This is a genomic window from Sphingomonas sp. 2378 (genome assembly GCF_038084995.1).
Lineage (GTDB): Bacteria > Pseudomonadota > Alphaproteobacteria > Sphingomonadales > Sphingomonadaceae > Sphingomonas.
Window position 1 is genome coordinate 1 of the sequence record NZ_JAXCMJ010000040.1, and the last position, 21,192, is coordinate 21,192.

Here is a 21,192-nt window from a genome sequence, read left to right on the forward strand (position 1 = left end):
GGATGGGGGAGGGCAGGGGGTCTCACAGAGACCGGCAGATCCGCGTCGCGAGGATCAGGGTCTTGCCGGTCATCGATGCTCTGTCACGGACAATGTTGGGAAGGGGGCGCACGGGCGGCGCTTCGGGCTCCCCTCCACTCCATGAATTCGGTGTTGGTCGCACCGATTCGGCACGGTGTGACGCCTCCTTGGCCGGGCCATGCGAAAGGGCGCCGCCCCCTCCCATTTCGCTTCCTTTGGGGCCTCGTAATTCCTATATACTCGCTATGGCAGATACCCCCCAGACGAATGAGTACGGCGCCTCCTCGATCAAGGTGCTGAAGGGCCTCGACGCGGTGCGCAAGCGGCCGGGCATGTATATCGGCGACACCGACGACGGCTCGGGCCTCCACCACATGGTGTTCGAGGTCAGCGACAACGCGATCGACGAAGCGCTGGCGGGGCATTGCGACCGCATCGACATCCAGTTGAACGCCGATGGCTCGGTCAGCGTGACCGACAATGGCCGCGGCATCCCGACCGGCATCCACCCCGAAGAGGGCGTCTCGGCGGCCGAGGTCATCATGACCCAGCTCCATGCGGGCGGCAAGTTCGAGAATACCAGCGACGACAATGCCTATAAGGTGTCGGGCGGCCTGCACGGCGTCGGCGTCTCGGTGGTGAACGCGCTGTCCGAGTTCCTCGACCTGACCATCTGGCGTGACGGCGAGGAGCATTATATGCGCTTCGCGCACGGCGACGCGGTCGCCCCGCTCAAGGTCGTCGGCAAGGCCGAACCGGGGCAGAAGGGCACACGCGTCACCTTCCTGCCCAGCCCGGCCACCTTCAAGATCACCGAGTTCGACTTCGACAAGCTGGAGCATCGTTACCGCGAACTGGCGTTCCTGAACTCGGGCGTCCGCCTGTTCCTGACCGACGCGCGGCATGACGAACCCAGGACGGTCGAACTCTATTATGAGGGCGGGATCGCTGCCTTCGTGAAGTGGCTGGACCGGTCCAAGTCGCCGCTCTTCCCCGAACCCATCGCGATTCATGGTCAGCGCGATGCGATCGGCATGGACGTCGCGCTGGAATGGAACGACTCCTATTACGAGAATGTCTTGGCGTTCACCAACAACATTCCCCAGCGCGACGGCGGCACCCATATCGCCGCCTTCCGCGCGGCGCTGACCCGCACGCTCAACAATTATGCCGACAAGTCGGGCCTTCTGAAGAAGGAGAAGGTGACGCTGACCGGCGACGACATGCGCGAAGGGCTGACCGCGATCGTCTCGGTCAAACTGCCCGACCCGAAGTTCAGCAGCCAGACCAAGGACAAGCTGGTCTCGTCCGAGGTGCGCCAGCCGCTGGAATCGCTGATCGCCGACAAGCTGGCCGACTGGCTGGAGGAAAACCCCCAGAACGCCCGCGCGATCGTCGCCAAGATCATCGATGCCGCCGCCGCGCGCGAGGCCGCCAAGCGCGCCCGCGAACTGACCCGGCGCAAGGGCGTGATGGACATCGCCTCCCTGCCCGGCAAGCTGGCCGACTGTCAGGAGCGCGATCCCGCCAAGTCCGAACTCTTCCTGGTCGAGGGCGACTCGGCCGGTGGCTCGGCCAAGCAGGGGCGGAACCGCCATTTCCAGGCGATCCTGCCCCTTCGCGGCAAGATCCTGAACACCGAGCGTGCGCGGTTCGACCGCATGATCTCGTCAAAGGAAATCGGCACGCTCATTCAGGCGATGGGCACCGGCATCGGCCGCGACGATTTCAACGCGGACAAGCTGCGTTACCACAAGATCGTCATCATGACCGACGCAGACGTCGACGGCGCGCATATCCGCACGCTGCTGCTGACCTTCTTCTACCGCCAGATGCCCGAACTGATCGAGCGCGGGCACCTCTATATCGCCCAGCCGCCGCTCTACAAGGCGACCAAGGGGCGGTCGGAAGTGTATCTGAAGGACGATACCGCGCTCGACGAATATCTGGTCGAGGCGGGCGTTTCGACCATGGTGCTGGAGGGGCCGGGCGGCGCGCGGTCGGGCAACGATCTGAAGGGGCTGGTCGATCATGCGCGGCGGATGCGCACGCTGATGCGCTATGTGCCGCGTCGCTATGACGCCTCGATCATCGAGGTGCTGGCGCTGGCCGGGGCGCTCGACCCGGTGCTGACCCGCGAGCAGCGCATGGCCGCCGTCTCCGAAACCACGCGGCGGCTGGAATCGGGCGATCACGAGGCGCGCTGGTCGGCCCGTCTCACGGAAGATGGCGGCGTCCATTTCGAGCGGCTGTGGCGCGGCGTGACCGACCACCACATCGTGGAAGCCAGCTTCATCGCTTCGGCCGAGGCGCGCAAGCTGCACAGCCTGGCCGCCGAACAGGCGGAGAGCTTCACCAACGCCGCCAAGCTGGTGCCGCTGCGCAGCGCCGCGACCGAGCCCTCGGCCGATGTCGTGCCGACCGACGAGGAGGGCCACGCGACCACGCTGGCGCGCGGCGAAACCCGCGTCGCACGGCCCAGCCAGTTGCTGGAGGCGATCCTGATGGCGGGGCGCAAGGGGCTGGCGATCCAGCGCTACAAGGGGCTGGGCGAGATGAATGCCGAGCAACTGTGGGAAACCACGCTCGACCCGGCGGTCCGCTCGATGCTGCGCGTGACCTCGGACGATGTCGCGGCGGCGGACGAGGTGTTCAGCCGGTTGATGGGCGAAGTGGTCGAGCCACGCCGCGAGTTTATTCAGGACAATGCGCTGAACGTGGCGAATCTGGACGTGTAAATTCCCTCGCTCCGTTCAGCCTGAGCGAAGTCGAAGGCCACGCGAATCCCTTGGGCTTCGACTACGCTCAGCCTGAACGGAGGTGGGGGAGGATGGCATCAGGACATAGGAGAGAGCAGGCATGAAGGCGATCGCACTGGGACTGATGCTGATGGCGGGTGGCACCATGGCGGTGGCGCAGCAAAAGCCCGCCGCTCCGGCCAGGCCTGCTCCCGTCCCGGCCACCATCACCGCCGCGCTGGCCGACCCGGCGCGCGTCGATCAGGCGGGTGACGACGAACGCCGCCAGGCCGCCGCCGTCCTCGCTTTCTCGGGCGTGAAGCCCGGCGACACGGTGATCGATTACCTGCCGGGCAAGGGTTACTGGACCCGCATCTTCTCCGGCGTGGTCGGGCCGAAGGGCCATGTCTATGCCTATTGGCCCGCCGCGGCGCAGAAATATGCGGAAGGGACGCTGGGCACGCTCCAGGGCCGGAACCTGCCCAACGTCACCGCACAGGTGCAGGGTGTGAACCTGCCCGCCGCCGACCAGCCGGTCGACCTGTTCTGGACGGTCCAGAATTATCACGACGTGGCCAACAAGAATGCGGGCGAACCGGCGCTGCGCGCCTTCGATCAGGCGGTGTTCAAGCTGCTCAAGTCTGGCGGGACCTATGTCATCATCGATCACGCCGATGCGGTGGGCAAGGGGCTGGCCAACACCAACACGACCCACCGGATCGACCCCGACTATGTGAAGCGCCAGGTCCAGTCGGTCGGCTTCCGCTTCGTCGGCGAGAGCCGGGTGCTGCGCAACCCCGAGGACGATCACACGAAGAACGTCTTCGACCCCGCCATTCGCGGGCGGACCGACCAGTTCGTGTTCAAGTTCCGCAAACCCTGACGCTTTTGCGCTGAACCCTATCCCGGTCGGCCCGTTGTCGGGTGATCGGGACAGGAGCGTGGCGCATGGCGGAGATGAAGCAAGGCCTGGGATGGGCGATCGGCGTCGGCGTGGTCGGCGGGCTGATCGCCTCGCTGGCGATGAATCAGTTTCAGGCTCTGGCCGCCGGGGCGTTCGGGCAGGGCGGCAGCAATGACGATCCCTCCACGATCAAGGCCGCCGACACGCTCGCCATGGCGACGACCGGTGAGCCGGTGACCCAGAAATATCGCGAAACAGCCGGTTCGGTGGTTCACTATGCGACCGGTGCGGTGCTGGGCGGGCTGTATGGCGCGCTCACCCATGAACGGCCCGAGGCGGCACTGGGGCTGGGCGTGCCGTTCGGGCTGGCGACGATGCTGGTGGTGGATGATGTCGCGGTGCCCGCCTTTGGATGGGGCCCGGCGCCGCAGGATACGCCGGTCGCGACCCATGGCTATAGCGCGGCGTCGCATGCGGTGTTCGGATTGGTGCTGGAGGGTGTGCGGCGGTTGGCGGCGCGGGTGGTTTGAGAGGACAGGGTGGGGCGTGGCCTTCGACTTCGCTCAGGCTGAACGGAGGTCGGGTATTCAGGTCTTGCACAGCAGCCGTTCAGCCTGAGCGAAGTCGAAGGCCACGGGACAACGCCCCGAAAAAATTCCCTAAACCGCCATCCGCAACATCGCCCGCACGCCCCGATGGGCGGGGTCATATTCCACCGTCGTCTGCAAGCTCTGGGCCATCGCGCGGATCAGTTTCGCACCCAGGCCGGTGCCCTTGGGCTGCTGATTCCTGCTCATGCCGCAGCCGTCATCCTCGACGATCAGTACGCAGTGACCCTCCGCCTCGCGGACGGTGATGCGCACCTCGCCCCCGCCATCGGGATAAGCATATTTGCAGGCATTGGTGACCAGTTCGGTCACGATCACCCCGATCGACACCGCGCGGTCGGTCTTCACCCGGATCGGCTCGGCATTCAGGGTCAGGGTGCGAGGACAGGCGTCACTCGACCAGCTTTCGGCCAGTTCCTCGACCAACGCGCCCAGATAGTCGCGCAAATCGACCTGCTCCACATCGTTGGCGGTGTAGAGCCGCCGATGCACCTGGGCGATGGCGCGGATGCGGCGCTGTGTGTCCTCCAGCGCCTCGCGGGCATGCGCATCGTCCAGCACCCCCTTCTGCAACCCGATCATCGCCGAGACGAGTTGCAGCGAGTTGGCGACGCGGTGGTTCACCTCGCTCAGCATCGCCTCCAGCCGCGCGTTGGAGGCGCGCAACTCGGCCTCCGCCGCCGCCTTGGCGCGTTCCAGCCGGGTCCGGTCGAGCACCTGTTCGAAACTGGCCGACAGCAGATCGAAGAAATCCTCGCCGACCGTCTTCACCACATAGTCGGCCGCCCCGGCCTTCAGCGCGGCGACGGCGATCCGCCCCTCGTCCGATCCGGTCACATAGACGACGGGCGGCGGATCGGGCAGCGCGGTGATCGCGGCCAGCGTCTCCAGCCCGTCCATGCCCGGCATATAATGGTCGACCGCGACCAGATCGAAGCCGCCTTGCGCCGCCATCGCGATACCTTCGGCCCCCGACGCCGCGCTGGCGACCGTATAGCCGTGCCGACTCAGCGCGCGCGACACCAGCCGGCGCAGCGCGTCGTCGTCATCGATGTAAAGGATATGCGGGGACGTCGTGCTCGGCATCGCGGCAGGGGGACTCAGCCCTCGACCTCGGGCACCTGGATCACCGAGAGGAACAGGCCCAATTGGCGGATCGCCTGGGCGAAATTCTCATAATTAACCGGCTTGGTGATGTAGACGTTGCAGCCCAGATCATAGCAGCGCTGAATCTCCACCTTGTCGTCGGTGGTCGTCAGCACGACGACGGGCGCGCGGCGAAGCGGACTGCCCTCCTCCTTGATCTTGGCGAGGATGTCGGTGCCGCTCATGTCGGGCAGGTTGAGGTCGAGCAGGACCAGCGCCGGGCCGTTCTTGGCCGGGCCATCGGGCGCGTGGAACAGATAGTCGAGCGCGGTGGTGCCGTCGGTGAAGTGACGGATGTCGTTGAGGATACCGGCGCGCCGGATATTCTTTTCGATCAGGCGGGCATGGCCTTCATCGTCTTCGATCATGACGATGCCCACGGAGCGATGGTCGTTCATTCAGGCGCCTTCAATGGAAAGGGTGGGGGGTAGCGAAAGGAAGAAGGTCGCGCCTTTACCCAGTTGGGATTCGACCGAAATCGTGCCGCCCAGACGATAGGCGAGCGCGCGGACATGGGCGAGGCCGATGCCCTCGCCCGGCTGGTCCTGCTGCCCCGAGCGGCGGAACAGGTCGAAGATGCGCTGATGGTCGCGCGGGTCGATGCCCCGGCCATTGTCGCGGATCGCGACGATGACGCGGCCCGGCGTTTCGGAGGCGGAGACATGGACCTCGGCAGCGCGGGTCGGGTGGCGGTATTTGGTCGCGTTCTCGATCAGGTTGGACAGGATCTGTTCCAGCGCGACCCGGTCGCTGACGATCACCGGCATGGGGCGTTCGATGGTCAGGGTGACGCCGCGATCGTCGATGACGTGACGGATGGAGTCGGTGATCTGTTCGACCAACTGGTCCAGCGCGATCATCTCTGGGGCCAGCACCCGGCGCCCTTCGCGGCTGAGCTTCAGGATGGCGTTGATCAGCCGGTCCATCTTGGCGGTGGAGGTGCGGATGAAACCGATCGCCTCGGGCAGATCCTCGCGCGCGGCCAGGCGCGCCTCCTCGGTCACGATATGCGGTGCTTCCGCCTCGGCCCGGTCGATCAGGTCGGACAGCGGCTGGGTCGCGGCGGACAGTTCGGCCGTGAAGCCCATCACGTTGACCAGCGGCGAGCGCAGGTCGTGGCTGACGATATAGGCGAAGCGTTGAATCTCCTCGTTCGCCAGGGCGAGGTCGGCGGTGCGTTCGTGCACCTGTTCCTCCAGCGTGGCGTTGAGGTTCGCCAGCGCGGTGCGCGACCGGTGCAGGTCGGCGGTGTAACGGCGCACGGTCAGGAACGACACCACCGACACCAGCACGAAGAGCAGCCCCGCCACCGTCACCACGATGGAGAAGGTCCGGCGGCTGGCGATCTGTTCGGCATCGCGAAGCGCGAGCAGGCGGCGTTCCTCCTGCGCCATCGTCTCGAAGATCGCGCGCAGTCCGGCCATTCGCTGTAGGCCGCTATCCGCGCGGAAATGGCGCAACGCCTCGGCCCCACGGCCCTGGCGGACCAGTTCGTTGGTCGCGCGCTGCGATCGCTCGATCTGGGCCAGTTGCTGGACGACGCCGTTCATCGGTGCCTGTTGGCGCGCATTGTCGGCGGTCAGGTGGCGGAGTTCGGCGATCCGGGGGACCAGTGCGGCATGGGCGCGCTCGAAGCTGGCGAGAAAGGCCGGGGTGCCCGCCAGCATATAGCCGCGCCGCGCCGTCTCCTGCTGCTCGGCCAGCCGCCGCGCCTCGGTCAGGACGCTTTCGACGCGATAGGTGTGGATGACCCAGTCGGTATGCCGGTTGCCCTGACGGATCGCGTAAGCCGCCGCCACCGCCGCGACGAGCAACGCGATGAAGCCCGTCGCCATGGCGGCGATCAGGATGCGGCCAATCGGATTTTCAGCCGTGGATGCGGTATCGACGCCCTGCATGATCCATGCCTTATCGAAGCGCGGGCATCGACGCCAGTCCGGTTAAGTCGTGGTTGCGCCAGCAGTTACAGCAGCAACTCCTGCGGGCTGGGGCGGCCGACATGGCCGCCGCCCCGTCGCCGCGCCATTTCGGTTTCGGCGGTGAAGCGGACATCGGGATCGCGATCGCTGAGGAAGCCGATCAGCGACTCCTCTTCGATCTCGCGCCAGTCCTTGCCACGATCGGGGCCATAGCGGACGCGCGGCAACAGGCCGGGGCTGCGCGACCATTCCAGCAACTGCGCCAGGCTCGCCTCGTTCAACTGGTCGCGCAGATGGTGCGCGGTCACATAGGCGTCGGGAAAGGCGCGGTGGATGGGCAGGCCGCGGTCATGCACCAGCCCCTCGGGCTTGCGCCAGTAACGCAGCACCTGGTTGGAGAAGCTGGGGCTGTCGGGCCACAGGCGCAGCGCGCATTTCCAGGTGCAGATCCAGTCGGCGGACCGGGTCATGGCCGGGGTGCAATATTGCTGCTCGAAATCGGCGCGATGCGCCGCCAGCGCCAGGCGGCGCGGCCAGGGATCGAGCACGCGGCGCGCGACATCGTGCCACCAGGGGGCGTCGGCGACCTGTTCGTCGAGGATATGGTGGATGGCTTGCGTGATCGGCGGGATGGGGCGGCCGGGATTGACCAGGATGCTGCCGCCCTCGCCCTCCAGTTCCCAGCGGCCGTCCTTGCCCAGCGCCACGTCCTGCCAGCCGATCTCGCACACGCCGTGCGTGGGCGGGGCCTGTCCGGTGGTCTCCAGGTCGATGACGCGGATGATCTGGGGCTGGGGGCGTAGCATCGCCCCTATGTGGGCTTTCGGGCCCCGAAAAGCGAGGGCGTTATCCCATCAGGGCCTGGTCGCGCAGGCCCCGCCAGACATGCAATGCCTGCACCGTCTCGGCCACGTCATGGACGCGGATCAGTTGGACGCCCGCCTCGGCCCCCTTGAGCGCCAGCGCGAGCGACCCGCCCAGCCGCATATCGACCGGTGCTTCGTTGGACAGCGCGCCGATCATCCGCTTGCGGCTGGCCCCCAGCATGATCGGGCAGCCCAGCCCATGGAAGATGGCCAAGCCGTTGATGAGCGCCAGATTGTCGGCCAGCGACTTGCCGAAGCCGATGCCGGGATCGACCATGATGTGCGAGCGGGGCACGCCCGCCGCCGCGACCGCCGCGACCCGCGCCTCCAGCCAGTCGAAGACCTCGGTCAGGACATTGCCATAGCCGACCCGGCCATGCCCGCCCTTGGCCGGGTCGGGCGAGTGCATCAGGATGACGGGACAGCCCGCCCTGGCCACCACCTCCAGCGCGCGGTCGTCCCAGAGCAGGGCGGCGACATCGTTGACGATGCCCGCGCCCGCCGCGAGGGCGGCCTCCATCACGGCGGCCTTGCGCGTGTCGATCGACACCAGCGCGCCGCCTTTCGCCAGTCGTTCGATGACGGGGGCGGTGCGGGCGATCTCGTCGCCTTCCCAGACGGGGGCGGCACCGGGGCGGGTGGACTCGCCGCCCAGGTCGATGACGGCGGCGCCCTGGGCGGCCATCGCCATGCCGCTGTCCGCCGCCGCCGCCGGATCGCCGATATGCTTGCCGCCATCGGAGAAGCTGTCGGGCGTGACGTTCAGGATGGCCGCGACCTGGGGCTGGACGAAGCGCAGGGTGCGTTCGCCCATCACCCAAGGCGTGCGAGGGGTGGTGATGGCGGCGTGGAGCGCCTCCGCGCGGGGTGAGCCGCCCAGTTCCTGCTGGAACCGGGCGACGGGGACGATGCGGCGCGTGGCGCCTTCGCGTACCTCATAGGCCGCGAACCACTGCATCCCACCAGCCAGCCGCGCGACGCTGCCCTCTTCCAGCCCGACCGGCGTATCGACGAATTGGATGGGACGCAGGTGCATGACGGGGGGGAATCGCTTTCAAGACATTCGTCATCCCAGCGAAGGCTGGGATCTCTGGAGGCCGCGCTTCTCCAATCGATAAAGGCCCCAGCCTGCGCTGGGGCGACGGGGCCCTATGGCTGGGTCGCCAGCAACCAGTTCTGGCGCATCGCGTCGATCGGCTTCAGCGCGCCCTCCATCTCATAATGCCAGAAGGTCCAGCCATTGCAGGTCGGCCGGTTCTGCAACATCGAGCCCAGCCGGTGGATCGACCCCGCCTGGCCGCATTCGGACAAAAGCGAACCATCCGCGCGCACCGTCGCGCGCCATTTCCGCTTGGCGTCCATCAACGGCATGCCGGGGGCGAGATAGCCATTCTCGACCAGCGTCCCGAACGCGACCTTGGGCTGCGCCTTGGGGCTCTGCATCGTCGCGAGCGCGCTCTCGTCCAGGGGCAGGGCGGCCTCGATCCGCTCGATGGCGGCGGCGCAATAGGTCGGCTCGCGCTCGATCCCGATCCAGCGGCGGCCCAGCCGCTTGGCGACCGCGCCGGTGGTGCCGGTGCCGAAGAACGGGTCGGCGATCACGTCGCCCGGCCGGGTGCAGGCCAGCAGGATGCGATAGAGCAAAGCTTCCGGCTTTTGGGTCGGATGGACCTTGTGTCCGTCCTTCTTCAGTCGTTCCTGACCGCCGCAGATCGGAAATTCCCAGTCCGAGCGCATCTGGATTTCGTCGTTCAGCGTCTTCATCGAGCGATAGTTGAAGGTGTATTTCGCCTTCTCGCCCTTCGACGCCCAGATCAGCGTTTCGTGCGCATTGGTGAAGCGGGTGCCCTTGAAATTGGGCATGGGGTTGGACTTGCGCCAGATGATGTCGTTGAGGATCCAGAAGCCCAGATCCTGCACCGCCGTGCCCACACGGAATATGTTGTGATAGCTGCCGATCACCCAGAGCGAGCCATTGTCCTTGAGCACCCGGTAGCATTCGGCGAGCCACAGGCGGGTGAAGGCGTCATAGGCGGCGAAGGTGTCGAACTTGTCCCAGGCGTTGGTGACGGCATCGACATGACTGCCATCGGGGCGGAACAGCTCGCCGCCGAGTTGCAAATTATAGGGCGGGTCGGCGAAGACCATGTCCACCGACTTGTCGGGCAGCGAGCGGAGCGCCGCGATGCAGTCACCCATCAGGATCTGGTTCAGCGGCAGGTCGCTTTCGCGGTGCGCCGATACCGGCCGCGTCCCGATCGGCCTTCCTACCGTCTGGATGACCCCCATCGTTAACCGTCCCTTCTACCCTCGAACCCTCGCATCCACCCGGAAGGAGTCGGTCGTCAAGAGGCGATTCGCACGCGCGACTCGCGGGAATCCGCCGGATTCGGTCGTGCGTTGCGATTTTGTGGCAGATATTGGGGCTGTGGATAACTTTGCCCCCAAGAAGTGGGGTGTCGCTGAGGCGACTCGGGTCAGCCCGAAAATCCTCCCTGAGCTTGCTCGGGGAGGGGGACCGCGCCCGCAGGGCGTGGTGGAGGGGCATGGCCAGTCCGTCCGCCCCTCCATCATCGCTAAGGCGATGGTCCCCCTCCCCAAGCACAGCTTGGGGAGGAATGAGCGTTTAAAGGTCCAGATAACATTGCGCCACGGGCGCGAAGCTGCGGCGGTGGAGCGGCGTGGGGCCATGTTCGCGCAGCGCCGCCAGATGCGTCGCCGAGCCATAACCCTTGTTGCTGTGCCAGCCATAAGCAGGCCACTCCTGGGCCGCCGCGATCATCATCTCGTCGCGAACATGCTTGGCGACGATCGAGGCGGCCCCGATCGCCAGCGACTTGGCGTCGCCACCGACGATCGGGGTCGCGGCATAACCCCATTTGGGCAGGCGGTTGCCGTCGACCAGCACATGCGCCGGGTGACACCCCAGCCTATCCACCACCGCATCGACCGCCAGCGTCATCGCCTTCATCGTCGCCCAATAGATGTTGAGCCGGTCGATCTCCTCCGGGTGGACGATGCCGACCCCGACCACCGCACAGCCGCGGATTTCGGCGCACAGCCGCGCGCGGGTCTTCTCGGTCAGCTTCTTGGAATCGTTGATGCCCTGGGGGCGATCGCGCTCCGGGAGGATGACGGCGGCGGCGACCACCGGCCCCGCCAGCGGCCCGCGCCCCGCCTCATCCACGCCGCATAAGGGTGTGGGAAAACCGATGTCGACCATGGTCGGCGGCTTTATCGTGGAGGGCGCGTGCCGACAAGATTCCTCCCCGGCACGGGGAGGGGGACCATGCGCAGCATGGTGGAGGGGGCGTTCCACAACAGGCATCCTATGCGGAAGCCCCCCTCCGTCAGCCCTTCGGGCTGCCACCTCCCCACGAGTGGGGAGGATCGGATCACCCCCAACGCGCGGCGAAGGCGGCGGCGTCCCAGCCTTCGCGGCTGATCGCGGCGAGCAGGTGATAGAAGGGGACCATCCCCATCGCATGTCCCATCGGCCCATGGCCCCGTCCCAGCCCCGGTGCGGCGGCGAGCGCGGCCTGGACGAAGGCGATGGCGCGGTCCACCGCATCGGCCAGCGTCATGCCCTGGCCCAACCCCGTCGCGATCGCGCTCGCCAGCGTGCAGCCGGTGCCATGGGTCGATCGGGTGTCGAGCCGGGGATGCTGCCAGCGCTGTTCGCCATGCGCCTCCACCAGCCGGTCCTCGATCACCGGCCCCTCGCCGTGCCCGCCCTTGACGAGCAGCGCACGCGTCTGGGGCCGGACCATCGCCTCGCCACCCAGCGCCGCGAGTTCGGGCAGATTGGGCGTGGACAAGGTCGCCAGCGCCAGGAAGCGGCGAAAGGCGGCGATGACGTCGTCGTCCGCCAGGACCGAGCCGCTGGTCGCGATCATCACCGGATCGAACACCACCGGCAGGTCCAGCGCCTCCAGCCTGTCGGCCAGCGCATGGGCGGTCTGCGCCGATCCGATCATCCCGATCTTCACCGCATCCGCGCCGATATCGGCCAGCACGCTGTCGATCTGCGCCATTACCATATCGGTCGGCACGGGGTGCACCGCCTGCACGCCCAGCGTGTTCTGCGCGGTGATCGCGGTGATCGCGGTCATCGGGTGACCGCCCAGCATCGCCACCGTCTTGATATCCGCCTGGATGCCAGCGCCGCCCCCGGAATCGGAACCGGCGACGATCAGGATGCGGGGCGGGGGAGGCGCGGTCATGGATTCGCCATGCCTGTCGTGGCGGAAGCGGGCAAGCGGTCACACGCGCGGCCCAATCGCCTGTAAACCCGTTCCTGCTCCTGATGATCAGGTCGGATCGACATTCAAATATGCCCTTCTTTTCCCTCGCCCCTCATAGAGGGGAGAGGGTTGCGCAGACTTGGTCTTTGCGAAAGCAAAGGCTTAGTCGGAGCTGGGTGAGGGGTGAGCGCGCGGAGCGCGCGCGAGCCTGTGGCTCGCTCAACCCCTCACCCAAGCTGCGCTAGCCAGCAAGCTGGCAAGCTCCGCTAACCCTCTCCCCTGTCCAGGGGAGAGGGAAGAAGTCATCGCAGAATGTCGATCGGCCCTGGGAAAGCGCGAGGATAGAAATACTTGGCCGATCATCGTCCTGCGCCCTCCGCGCCCGGTTTCAGGGCATCTTCGTAATGTTTCGTTTCCCGGCGCATCCGGGGCTTTTCTCGCTGCACCGCACTATTATTTCGGGCGCGCATCCAATCGAAGATTTGGGGCGTTGCTGCGCCCTGGAACATTTGCCGGACCGCATGAGGGAGACCTGATTTGATCGTCGATGCCGTACCCCGTACCCGCATCATCATTGCCGAGGTCTGGCGCCCCTTGCTGGCGCTGTTCATCTGGGATGTGATCGTCACGATCGCCTATTACGTGCTGCCCTTCAAGGCGCCCTCGCTACCGCTGACCCTGTTCGGCACCGCGCTGGCGCTGTTCCTGGGGTTCCGCACCAATTCGGCCTATCAGCGCTGGTGGGAGGGGCGGCAGCTCTGGGGCCTGATGATCAACGCCTCGCGCAATATCGCGCGTAGCGCCCGCAACTTCCTGCCCGATCCCGAGGGGCATGATCTGAAACGCTCGATCGTGCTGCGCCAGATCGCCTATGTGAACGCGCTGCGCTGCCAGTTGCGCAAGCAGCCGGTGGACGGCGAAGTGCTGCGCTTCCTGTCGCAGGGTGAGGCGGAGCCTGCGCTCCGGCGGACCAACACCGCCAACGGCCTGCTCGACGGTACGGGTCGCCGGATCGCCGACGCGCAGAAAAAGGGGTGGATCGACACCATCCAGCAGACGCAGATGGAGGCGGTGCTGGTCGACATCGCCAATTCGCAGGGCGGCATGGAGCGGTTGAAGAACACGCCGCTGCCCAACCAGTATCGCTTCATCCCGGCGTTCTTCACCCGGCTGTTCTGCGTGCTGCTGCCGATCGGTCTGGTCGAGACTTTGGGCTTCGCCACGCCGGTCGGTTCGTCCATCGCGGGGCTGATGTTCCTGGCGGCGCTCCAGATCGGCGACGACCTGGTCGACCCCTTCTCCGACACGGTCCACGACCTGCCGCTGAGCGCAATGTGCCGGACGATCGAGATCGATCTGCTCCAGTCGATCGGCGATCCCGCGCCCGAACCGATGAAGCCGGTCGACGGGGTGCTCTGGTAAGGTCGGAGGGGGGCTTCAGGCCGCGTTGTCGATCCCGAGTTCGCCCAGCTTGCGGTAGAGCGTCGAGCGGCCGATCCCCAGTCGCCTGGCCACTTCGGTCATGCGCCCGCGATAATGGCTGATCGCCAGTCGGATGACGTCGGCCTCGATATCCTCCAGCGGGCGGAGATTGCCGTCGGGGCGGAACAGGTTGATCCCGCCGCTATGCGTCGCCCCGACCGTCGCGCTGCCGACCGAGGGGCGGTCGCCCAAGGAGGCGATCTGCGGGAAATCGGCGGGGGTCAGGGCATCGCCCTCGCACAGCACGGCGGCGCGGAAGAGCGCGTTCTGCAACTGGCGGACATTGCCCGGCCAGTCATAGCGGCGCAGCAGGTCCAGCGCGTCGTCGGTGATGTCCAGCGCGCGCAGGCCCGGCTGTTGCGCGATCCGGCCCAGCAGGTGGCGGGTCAGCGCGGGAATGTCCTCCGCCCGGTCGCGCAGCGCGGGCACGGCGACATGGACGACGTTGAGCTTGTAATACAGGTCTTCGCGGAACCGCCCCGCCTCGACCGCTTCCAGCAGGCGGCCATCGGTCGCGGCGATGATGCGCACATCGACCTCGCGCGCATGGCGACCGCCCAGCGGGACGATGGTGCCGGTCTGCAACATGTCGAACAGCCGCGCCTGGGTTTCGGGCGGCATGCCCGAGACTTCGTCGAGGAACAGGGTCGATCCGTCCGCCTCAACCATCTTGCCGATGCGACGTTCGAAGGCCCCGGCGAAGGCGCCCTCCTCATGGCCGAAGATGATGCTGTCGAGCAGGTTGGTCGCGGTCGCGGCGCAGTTGACCCGGATCATCGCCCGTTCCGCGCGGGGGGAGGCGACGTGGATCGCCTCGGCCAGCGATTCCTTGCCCACGCCGCCCTCGCCCTCGATCAGCACGGCCACCCGTGCCCGCGCGGCCTTGGCCGCGATGGCCAGCGCCGCGCGGAATGCAGGTGCGTCGCCGACGATTTCGTCAAAGGCGAGGAGGGCGGGAATCTTCTCGGTCAGCGGGCGAAGCTCGCCGCTGGTCTGGCCCGCGACACAGGCCTCCAGCGCGGCGAGTAGCCGTTCGGGGGCCAGCGGCTTGACCAGGAAATCGGTTGCCCCCGCGCGCATCGCCGCCACCGCGCCCTCCACCGACTCGTTGGCGGTCAGCATCAGGATGGGGAGTTCGGGACGCAGCCTGTGGCAATCGGCGATCAACTGGGTCGCATCGGCCCCCGGTGCCCAGTGATCGATCAATACCGCATCGAGTTCGCGCCCCTGCGCCGAACCCAGGACGGAGGCCGCCATGTCCGCATCGGTGGCGAACAGGGTGCGCCAGCCGCCACGCTGCGCCAACGCCGCGATCAGCCGCCGCTGCGCAGGTTCGTCGTCGATCAGCAGCAGCAAACGTTGACCGTTGCGCGTCATATCTCGTCCCATAACCCCTGTTTGCAGCGCTATAGCGCAACAATGTTAAAATCTGCCTTAAATCGGGACAGTGATGGGCCCGTATGATTAAAGATGTCTTTCCATCCCCTGAACTGCCCGATTGTGCGCGATTCGGGGTTTGGAGTCGAACGTTTCGGGGTTGATCCCTCTGCCCCGGTGAATAAGCTTGGATACAAGGTCATGATGGCGGGACCGACCGCCACGGGCCGATAGCGGAGGTGAGGATCATGGCGGCCAATGACACCGGCACCGGCGGGATGAAGGCGCATGTCGCCACCTACGGATTGCTGATCAACATGCTCAAATGGGGATCGGTGGTCGTCGCCCTGTTGGTGGCGATCGTCCTCTGGCTGATCGCCTGACGCCATGGGCGTGCGCATCGCGACGCTACGCGAAACGGCATCCGGCGAAGCCCGCGTCGCCGCCACGCCGGAGACGGTGCGCAAGCTGATCGCATTGGGCGCGACGCTGGCGGTCGAGCGCGGCGCCGGGGCGGGCGCGGGGATCGCCGACGCCGGCTATGAACAGGCCGGCGCGCATGTCGGCGCGCGGGCCGAGGTGCTGGCGGGCGCGGAGATCGTACTGGCGGTGCAGGCCCCGGATGCCGACACGCTGTCGGGGGCGGCGTCGGGGGCCTGGGTGGTCGCGGCGTTCGATCCCTTTCGACGTGGCGAGGCGGTGGCGGCCTATGCGGGGGCGGGGCTGGAGGCGCTGGCGATGGACTGGATGCCGCGTATCACCCGCGCCCAGTCGATGGACATCCTCTCGTCCCAGTCGAACCTGGCCGGGTACAAGGCGGTGCTGGAGGCGGCGAACGCCTATGGCCGTGCCTTTCCGATGATGATGACGGCGGCGGGCACCATCCCGGCGGCGCGTGTCTTCGTGATGGGCGTGGGGGTGGCCGGGCTCCAGGCGATCGCGACCGCGCGGCGGCTGGGCGCGCAGGTCTCGGCCACCGATGTCCGCTCCGCCACGCGGGAGCAGATCCAGTCGCTGGGGGCCAAGCCGGTCTTCGTCGAAGGTGTCGAGGGCATCGAGGGCGAAGGCGCGGGCGGCTATGCCGGGGAGACGAGCGAGGAGTATCGCCGCGCGCAAGCCGAACTGATCGCCGGGCATATCGCCAAGCAGGATATCGTCATCACCACCGCGCTGATCCCCGGCCGCCCCGCACCGCGCCTGGTAACCGATGCGCAGGTCGCGACGATGCGCCCCGGCAGCGTGATCGTCGACCTGGCGGTGGAGGCCGGCGGCAATGTCGAGGGCGCGGTGGCGGGCGAGGTCGTCCAGCGCCACGGCGTCACGATCATCGGCCACCGCAACATGGCGGGCCGCCTGGCGGCGGACGCGTCGGCGCTGTTCGCACGCAATTTGCACAATTTCCTCGCGGCCTTCTGGGACAAGGAGGCCGGGCGGCCGGTGCTGGACGCCGAGATCGGCGACGCGATCCGGCTGACGCGGGGCGGGCAGGTGGTGAACCCGAGGTTGGCGTCGTGACGATCCTCCCCGGAACGGGGAGGGGGACCGGCGAAGCCGGTGGAGGGGGCGTGCGGCAAATGCCACGGCCCGAAGTTGCGCTGGCTCGCAAACTTCGGCGGACCATGACTTTGCCGGAAGTCATGCTTTGGCAGCAGCTTCGCGGTTCACCCGCCGGCCTACGCTTCCGGCGGCAGCATCCCATCGGATGTTATGTCGCCGATTTTTTCTGTGCAAAGGCGCGACTGATCGTCGAAGTCGATGGCGCCATCCACGGCATTGAGACGCGCCCCAAGCGCGACACCGCGCGAGACCGATATTTGAACGACAACGGGTACGGGGTCATCCGGATCGGAGCCGCTGAAATCCTGCGCGATGCCGGGGCGGTTGCCGCTTCGATCGTCTCGCTGGCGGCGGCCCCCCTCCACCACTCGCCTGCGGCGAGCGGTCCCCCTCCCCGTGCCGGGGAGGAGTGATCATGGACTTCATAGCGATCCTGTCGATCTTCGTGCTGGCGTGTTTCGTCGGCTATTATGTCGTCTGGTCGGTGACGCCCGCGCTGCACACGCCGTTGATGGCCGTTACCAACGCCATTTCCTCGGTCATCATCGTCGGGGCGCTGATCGCGGCGGCGGCGACGTCGGGCGCGACGGGATCGGGGGTGGCCAAATGGCTGGGGCTGGGCGCGGTGGTGCTGGCCAGCGTCAACATCTTCGGCGGCTTTGCGGTGACGCAGCGGATGCTCGCCATGTACCGCAAGAAGGAGAAGCGCTCGTGATCGCACCCGTGCCACCCGCGCTGTCCACCGGGACCATCGGCGGGGTGAATGCGCTCCCCGCCAGTCCCTGGGTTTCGCTCGCCTATCTGGTCGCGGGGGTATGCTTCATCCTGGCGCTGCGTGGGCTGTCGAGCCCGACGACCAGCCAGCGGGGCAACCGCTTTGGCATGGCGGGCATGGCTATCGCGGTCATCACCACCCTGGTCACGCACGTGCCCTTTGGTCTGCCGGAGGGGAGCCGCAATTTCGACGATCAAGGCGTCGACTGGATCGCGATCGCGGAAATTCTCGCCGCCATCGGTCTGGGCGCAGCTATAGGCATCACCACCGCGCGCCGTATCGCGATGACCGCGATGCCGCAGCTTGTCGCCGCCTTCCACTCGCTGGTCGGCCTCGCGGCGGTCGCGGTCGCCTGCGCGGCCTTCCTCAACCCGGTCGCCTTCGACATCGCCGACATGGTGGTGCCGATGATCGGCCAGCCATTCGCCAGCATCCATGTCGTCAGCCGGGTCGAGATGGCGCTGGGCGTCGCGATCGGCGCGATCACCTTTTCGGGCTCGGTCATCGCCTTCCTGAAGCTCAACGGCAATATGGGGGGAAAGCCGATCCTGCTTCCCGGCCGCCATGCGCTGAATCTCGGCATATTGGGCGCGATCGTCATCCTGGTGGCGATGTTCACGCGCGACCAGTCGCCATGGATCTTCTGGACGATCACCATATTGTCCTTCGCCATCGGCTTCCTGCTGATCGTGCCCATTGGCGGGGCGGACATGCCGGTCGTGGTGTCGATGCTGAACAGCTATTCGGGCTGGGCGGCGGCGGCGATGGGCTTCACCCTGCACAACAGCGCGATGATCATCACCGGCGCGCTGGTCGGTTCGTCGGGCGCGATCCTGTCCTACATCATGTGCCGGGCGATGAACCGCAGCTTCATCAGTGTGATCGCAGGCGGCTTCGGCGCGAGCGATGCGGGGAGCGCGGGCGGCGGCGCGGCGGCCGATCGCCCGTGGAAGCGGGGCAGCGCCGAGGATGCGGCCTTCCTGATGAGCCAGGCCGAGCAGGTCGTCATCGTCCCCGGTTATGGCATGGCGGTGGCGCAGGCGCAGCATGTCCTTCGCGAGATGGGCGACCTCCTCAAGAAGGAAGGCGTCCGCGTCAAATACGCCATCCACCCGGTGGCGGGCCGCATGCCCGGCCATATGAACGTCCTGCTGGCCGAGGCGAACGTCCCCTATGACGAGGTGTTCGAGCTGGAGGACATCAACGCCGAATTCGCCCAGACCGATGTCGCCTTCGTCATCGGCGCGAACGACGTGACCAACCCCGCGGCCAAGACCGACCGCTCCTCCCCCATTTACGGCATGCCCGTGCTGGATGTGGAGAAAGCCAAGACCGTACTCTTCATCAAGCGGTCGATGGGCGGCGTCGGCTATGCCGGGGTCGATAACGAACTGTTTTATCGCGACAATACCATGATGCTGTTGGCCGATGCCAAGAAGATGGTCGAGGAAATCGTCAAAGCTCTCGGCTAAGTGTCCGATTCGGACTGACGCAGCCCCCCGAACGCCGTTCCAGTTGCTAGATCAATGGCATCGTGTGTCGTAGTGATACATACGCTGGGCCCGTGGGATCGGGGCGATCTACGGGCCTGCGATGGGAAGGCCGCAGGGGACGAGGGTGAACGAACAAGAGCTTTACGGGGGTGGTTTCGGTGTCGTGGTGATCAGCGCGCCGGCGCTTTCCGCAGCGGCGAGCGATGCGGTGCAGCAGGCCGGGGGGCGGGTTCTGCGCACGATCGCATGGACATCCGTCGCCGATGAGATCGGGCAGCAGGCGGGCCGTCCGCTATTGCTGGTCGATACGCATGGGGCGGAGCCGGACGCGATGGAGATCGCGCTCGCCCGGATCGACGCGGTGGCGACCGCGCTCGACCTGCCCATCGTGGTCAGTCTGGGCACGGCGGAGATCGACCTGGTCGCCGCGATGCTGCTGGGGCCGCGCGTCGCGATGCTGTGCGACGCCAGCCAGACCGAACTGGTCGCCGCGCTCGCGGTCGCGGGGGCGAGCAACAGTGCCGCCTCGTTGCTGCACGCCCATTTCCGCGAGGGGGAGTCCGAACGCCTGCGGCGGCTGAACGCCGAGGTCGCGCGGATTGCCGAGGCGCTGGCGCGGCTGTCGGTGCAGGAGGAGGAAAGTCGGCGCGGCGGTGTCGGCGATCGGCACCAGAGTTTTCACGCGACCCCGGCCCGCGCGCAACCGGGCGACGCCGAGCTGGTGCGCCGGATGATCCGGGCCCGGCGGTTGCGTGACGGCTTCTTTGGCTCGGGACTGTTCGAGGAACCCGCCTGGGACATGCTGCTCGACCTCTACGCCGCCAGTCTGGAGGGGACGCGGGTGTCGGTTTCCAGCCTGTGCATCGCCGCCGCCGTCGCGCCCACGACCGCGCTGCGCTGGATCGGCAAGATGACCGAGGCGGGCCTGTTCGCGCGCCAGCCCGACCCGGTCGACCGCCGCCGCGCCTTCATGATGCTGACCCCCTATGCGTTGGACGGGATGCGCGGTTATCTCGACGCGATCCGGCGGCTGGGGACGCTGTAAGAGGCTGTTGGGAATTGGAAAAATAGCTAATTTCCAAAAGCTTCGGCTCAGCCCGCCAGGGCCCAGCGGATCGCGCCCCCCAACCGCCGGGTGCCCGCCCGGATCGCCGGACGGATGGCGGCGGGGCCGTCCAGCCCGTGCAATCGCGCCGCCCAGTCGGGTAGCAGGGCGATCCCGGCCTGGGTCAGCCAGGTCGCGACCGGCGCCAGCGCGGGGCTGGGGGCGGGCTGGTTGAGCAGGGTGCGCGCGACCGTGCGGGTGCGCGCATCGACGCGCAGTTCCGCCCGGATCGAATCGAGGAAGCGCGCGAGGTGATGCCGGTCCTCCGGCACGTCCCTAGCGCCCAACCGGTACGCGATCGTCGCCATCTCCGCCAGATAGCGGTCGGCTTGTGCGTCGGAGAAATCGGGATCGCGATAGGTGCGATGCGCGCGCAGGAAGCTATCCACCTCGGCGGCATGGACGAAGGTCAGCAGATGCGGGTCATTGGCGCTATAGGGCGTGCCGTCGGGCAGGGTGCCGCCGACCCGGTCGTGAACCTGCCGGACGCGGGCGATCATCGCCTCCGCCGCCTCGGTCGAGCCATAGGTGGTGACCGAGATGAACCCCGCCGTCCGCCGCAGCCGCCCCGCCATGTCGCGGCGGAAATTGGAATGGTCCCACACCCCCGCCAGCGCGGCGGGGTGGAGCATCTGGATAAGCAACGACGCGATCCCGCCCGCCATCATCGCGGTGAAATCGCCATGCACTGCCCATGTCGCCGAACCCGGCCCGAACAGACCGTCATCCCCCGGCGGCCGCGTCAGGTCGAGTGCGCGGGAACCGACCACGTCACGTATCTGGTCGGCGATCTGGCGGCGGACGGGAAGCATGACGGGTCAACGCTTCGCTTCCGCAATGTGTTGCGAGGGACGGCCCATGCGCTTCGACTTCGCTCAACGCGAACGGAGCGGGGTGTTGTGGGGCCGCGGTTCCCAAGGGGCAGCTTCAACCTTAACCCCGTTCAGCCTGAGCGAA

At 67.1% G+C, this 21,192-nt stretch carries 20 protein-coding genes; 10 read left to right on the top strand and 10 right to left on the bottom strand.

The window, feature by feature from the left end:
• The first annotated feature begins 266 nt into the window (after positions 1-266).
• From gyrB to SM191_RS15780, 3 genes are all read left to right on the top strand, one after another.
• A complete protein-coding gene (gene gyrB, locus SM191_RS15770; RefSeq protein ID WP_341507021.1) occupies positions 267-2,759 on the top strand; it encodes a DNA topoisomerase (ATP-hydrolyzing) subunit B in 2,493 nt (830 codons plus the stop codon).
• 121 nt (positions 2,760-2,880) lie between these two features.
• Positions 2,881-3,642: a class I SAM-dependent methyltransferase gene (locus tag SM191_RS15775; protein WP_341507022.1), complete on the top strand. Its 762-nt coding sequence runs from the start codon at positions 2,881-2,883 to the stop codon at positions 3,640-3,642.
• 65 nt (positions 3,643-3,707) lie between these two features.
• Positions 3,708-4,193 (top strand): DUF1440 domain-containing protein, encoded by a 486-nt coding sequence (locus SM191_RS15780; RefSeq protein ID WP_341507023.1) that lies wholly within the window; start codon positions 3,708-3,710, stop codon positions 4,191-4,193.
• 129 nt (positions 4,194-4,322) lie between these two features.
• Here SM191_RS15780 and SM191_RS15785 read toward each other — a convergent pair whose 3' ends face one another.
• The 8 genes from SM191_RS15785 to thiD all read right to left on the bottom strand — a co-directional run bounded on the left by SM191_RS15785 (position 4,323) and on the right by thiD (position 12,425).
• On the bottom strand, positions 4,323-5,357 hold the full coding sequence (locus SM191_RS15785; protein ID WP_341507024.1) for a sensor histidine kinase: 1,035 nt from the start codon (positions 5,355-5,357) through the stop codon (positions 4,323-4,325).
• A gap of 14 nt (positions 5,358-5,371) precedes the next feature.
• Positions 5,372-5,815 (bottom strand): response regulator, encoded by a 444-nt coding sequence (locus SM191_RS15790; RefSeq protein ID WP_307002848.1) that lies wholly within the window; start codon positions 5,813-5,815, stop codon positions 5,372-5,374.
• Positions 5,816-7,315: a sensor histidine kinase gene (locus SM191_RS15795; protein WP_341507025.1), complete on the bottom strand. Its 1,500-nt coding sequence runs from the start codon at positions 7,313-7,315 to the stop codon at positions 5,816-5,818.
• Between the two features lie 65 nt (positions 7,316-7,380).
• On the bottom strand, positions 7,381-8,142 hold the full coding sequence (locus SM191_RS15800; protein WP_307002846.1) for an exonuclease domain-containing protein: 762 nt from the start codon (positions 8,140-8,142) through the stop codon (positions 7,381-7,383).
• Between the two features lie 40 nt (positions 8,143-8,182).
• Positions 8,183-9,238, bottom strand: coding sequence for a dihydropteroate synthase (gene folP / locus SM191_RS15805; protein ID WP_341507026.1), 1,056 nt, complete (start codon positions 9,236-9,238; stop codon positions 8,183-8,185).
• Between the two features lie 113 nt (positions 9,239-9,351).
• Entirely contained in the window at positions 9,352-10,491 is a 1,140-nt protein-coding gene (locus tag SM191_RS15810) for a site-specific DNA-methyltransferase (protein ID WP_341507027.1), read from the bottom strand.
• A 337-nt stretch (positions 10,492-10,828) separates the two neighbouring features.
• Complete coding sequence (locus SM191_RS15815) at positions 10,829-11,425, bottom strand: ribonuclease HII (RefSeq protein WP_341507028.1); 597 nt, start codon at positions 11,423-11,425, stop codon at positions 10,829-10,831.
• Between the two features lie 172 nt (positions 11,426-11,597).
• Positions 11,598-12,425 (bottom strand): bifunctional hydroxymethylpyrimidine kinase/phosphomethylpyrimidine kinase, encoded by an 828-nt coding sequence (gene thiD, locus SM191_RS15820; RefSeq protein WP_341507029.1) that lies wholly within the window; start codon positions 12,423-12,425, stop codon positions 11,598-11,600.
• 558 nt (positions 12,426-12,983) lie between these two features.
• On the opposite strand from thiD, the gene SM191_RS15825 reads away from it, so the two are divergent.
• Positions 12,984-13,868, top strand: a complete 885-nt coding sequence (locus SM191_RS15825; RefSeq protein ID WP_307002841.1) for a bestrophin family protein — start codon at positions 12,984-12,986, stop codon at positions 13,866-13,868.
• A 15-nt stretch (positions 13,869-13,883) separates the two neighbouring features.
• On the opposite strand, the gene SM191_RS15830 is transcribed toward SM191_RS15825, so the two are convergent.
• A complete protein-coding gene (locus SM191_RS15830) occupies positions 13,884-15,305 on the bottom strand; it encodes a sigma-54-dependent transcriptional regulator (RefSeq protein WP_307002840.1) in 1,422 nt (473 codons plus the stop codon).
• A 248-nt stretch (positions 15,306-15,553) separates the two neighbouring features.
• Here SM191_RS15830 and SM191_RS15835 point away from each other — a divergent pair, with 248 nt between their 5' ends.
• The 6 genes from SM191_RS15835 to SM191_RS15860 all read left to right on the top strand — a co-directional run bounded on the left by SM191_RS15835 (position 15,554) and on the right by SM191_RS15860 (position 20,175).
• Positions 15,554-15,688: an aa3-type cytochrome c oxidase subunit IV gene (locus tag SM191_RS15835; protein ID WP_307002839.1), complete on the top strand. Its 135-nt coding sequence runs from the start codon at positions 15,554-15,556 to the stop codon at positions 15,686-15,688.
• A gap of 10 nt (positions 15,689-15,698) precedes the next feature.
• The gene (locus SM191_RS15840; RefSeq protein WP_341507054.1) at positions 15,699-16,820 is read left to right on the top strand and encodes an NAD(P) transhydrogenase subunit alpha; all 1,122 of its coding nucleotides are present in this window, start codon (positions 15,699-15,701) and stop codon (positions 16,818-16,820) included.
• A 59-nt stretch (positions 16,821-16,879) separates the two neighbouring features.
• Positions 16,880-17,275 carry an endonuclease domain-containing protein gene (locus tag SM191_RS15845; protein ID WP_341507030.1) on the top strand — a complete coding sequence of 132 codons (396 nt, stop codon included), beginning with the start codon at positions 16,880-16,882 and terminating at the stop codon, positions 17,273-17,275.
• Between the two features lie 2 nt (positions 17,276-17,277).
• Positions 17,278-17,577, top strand: a complete 300-nt coding sequence (locus tag SM191_RS15850; protein ID WP_307002837.1) for a proton-translocating transhydrogenase family protein — start codon at positions 17,278-17,280, stop codon at positions 17,575-17,577.
• A 20-nt stretch (positions 17,578-17,597) separates the two neighbouring features.
• On the top strand, positions 17,598-19,109 hold the full coding sequence (locus SM191_RS15855; protein WP_445949876.1) for an NAD(P)(+) transhydrogenase (Re/Si-specific) subunit beta: 1,512 nt from the start codon (positions 17,598-17,600) through the stop codon (positions 19,107-19,109).
• Positions 19,110-19,254: 145 nt separating this feature from the next.
• The gene (locus tag SM191_RS15860; protein WP_341507031.1) at positions 19,255-20,175 is read left to right on the top strand and encodes a MarR family winged helix-turn-helix transcriptional regulator; all 921 of its coding nucleotides are present in this window, start codon (positions 19,255-19,257) and stop codon (positions 20,173-20,175) included.
• 47 nt (positions 20,176-20,222) lie between these two features.
• Here the strand turns inward: SM191_RS15860 and SM191_RS15865 are convergent, their stop codons facing one another.
• Positions 20,223-21,047 (bottom strand): oxygenase MpaB family protein, encoded by an 825-nt coding sequence (locus tag SM191_RS15865; RefSeq protein WP_307002835.1) that lies wholly within the window; start codon positions 21,045-21,047, stop codon positions 20,223-20,225.
• Positions 21,048-21,192 lie beyond the last annotated feature (145 nt).

What these genes read in the sequence shown, in the direction of transcription:
- SM191_RS15850 (WP_307002837.1), top strand. Translation starts at nt 17,278, where the DNA reads ATGGACTTCATAGCGATCCTGTCGATCTTCGTGCTGGCGTGTTTCGTC.
- SM191_RS15800 (WP_307002846.1), bottom strand. Translation starts at nt 8,142, where the DNA reads ATGCTACGCCCCCAGCCCCAGATCATCCGCGTCATCGACCTGGAGACC.
- thiD (WP_341507029.1), bottom strand. Translation starts at nt 12,425, where the DNA reads ATGACCGCGCCTCCCCCGCCCCGCATCCTGATCGTCGCCGGTTCCGAT.
- SM191_RS15815 (WP_341507028.1), bottom strand. Translation starts at nt 11,425, where the DNA reads ATGGTCGACATCGGTTTTCCCACACCCTTATGCGGCGTGGATGAGGCG.
- SM191_RS15865 (WP_307002835.1), bottom strand. Translation starts at nt 21,047, where the DNA reads ATGCTTCCCGTCCGCCGCCAGATCGCCGACCAGATACGTGACGTGGTC.
- folP (WP_341507026.1), bottom strand. Translation starts at nt 9,238, where the DNA reads ATGCACCTGCGTCCCATCCAATTCGTCGATACGCCGGTCGGGCTGGAA.
- SM191_RS15780 (WP_341507023.1), top strand. Translation starts at nt 3,708, where the DNA reads ATGGCGGAGATGAAGCAAGGCCTGGGATGGGCGATCGGCGTCGGCGTG.
- SM191_RS15835 (WP_307002839.1), top strand. Translation starts at nt 15,554, where the DNA reads ATGGCGGCCAATGACACCGGCACCGGCGGGATGAAGGCGCATGTCGCC.
- SM191_RS15795 (WP_341507025.1), bottom strand. Translation starts at nt 7,315, where the DNA reads ATGCAGGGCGTCGATACCGCATCCACGGCTGAAAATCCGATTGGCCGC.
- SM191_RS15830 (WP_307002840.1), bottom strand. Translation starts at nt 15,305, where the DNA reads ATGACGCGCAACGGTCAACGTTTGCTGCTGCTGATCGACGACGAACCT.
- SM191_RS15810 (WP_341507027.1), bottom strand. Translation starts at nt 10,491, where the DNA reads ATGGGGGTCATCCAGACGGTAGGAAGGCCGATCGGGACGCGGCCGGTA.
- SM191_RS15775 (WP_341507022.1), top strand. Translation starts at nt 2,881, where the DNA reads ATGAAGGCGATCGCACTGGGACTGATGCTGATGGCGGGTGGCACCATG.
- gyrB (WP_341507021.1), top strand. Translation starts at nt 267, where the DNA reads ATGGCAGATACCCCCCAGACGAATGAGTACGGCGCCTCCTCGATCAAG.
- SM191_RS15790 (WP_307002848.1), bottom strand. Translation starts at nt 5,815, where the DNA reads ATGAACGACCATCGCTCCGTGGGCATCGTCATGATCGAAGACGATGAA.
- SM191_RS15845 (WP_341507030.1), top strand. Translation starts at nt 16,880, where the DNA reads ATGCCACGGCCCGAAGTTGCGCTGGCTCGCAAACTTCGGCGGACCATG.
- SM191_RS15785 (WP_341507024.1), bottom strand. Translation starts at nt 5,357, where the DNA reads ATGCCGAGCACGACGTCCCCGCATATCCTTTACATCGATGACGACGAC.